At 36.9% G+C, this 390-nt stretch carries 1 pseudogene; it reads right to left on the bottom strand.

Annotated features, from left to right (window positions below):
• Window positions 1-390, bottom strand: a pseudogene (locus EAD96_RS00125) (stage V sporulation protein AD); the annotation flags it as partial.

Here is a 390-nt window from a genome sequence, read left to right as displayed (position 1 = left end):
GGTAACACAAGGAAAGTTTCCATTTTTAGCAAGAAGCATAGCACCTGCCCCTGTTACCGTCCATTGAGAATTTGGTTTTCTTTGTGAACCAAACTCAAGAGGATATCTAAATTGCCTTTCAGCCGAAGAAAAATGCGATGAAGTTGCAGCAATAACATGGGCTGCAAATTGACCATCTATTGTCATTGCTGCTATGCTAAGCGATTCTGTCATAGTAGAACATGCTCCAAAAAGTCCATAAACAGGTATTTCAACTTCCCTTGCAGCAAAGCTAGAAGAAGATAACTGATTTAAAAGATCTCCTGCAAATAGAAAATCAATATCCTTTTCAGCAAGTTTAGCTTTTTTTATAACTTCAGTTATAACATTATATACCATACTGCTTTCAGC

This window comes from Micromonospora sp. BL1 (assembly GCF_003667485.1).
Taxonomy (GTDB): Bacteria; Actinomycetota; Actinomycetes; order Mycobacteriales; family Micromonosporaceae; genus Micromonospora; species Micromonospora tulbaghiae.
Note: the sequence above shows the minus strand (reverse complement) of the source record. Positions and strands in the feature narration are given on the sequence as shown.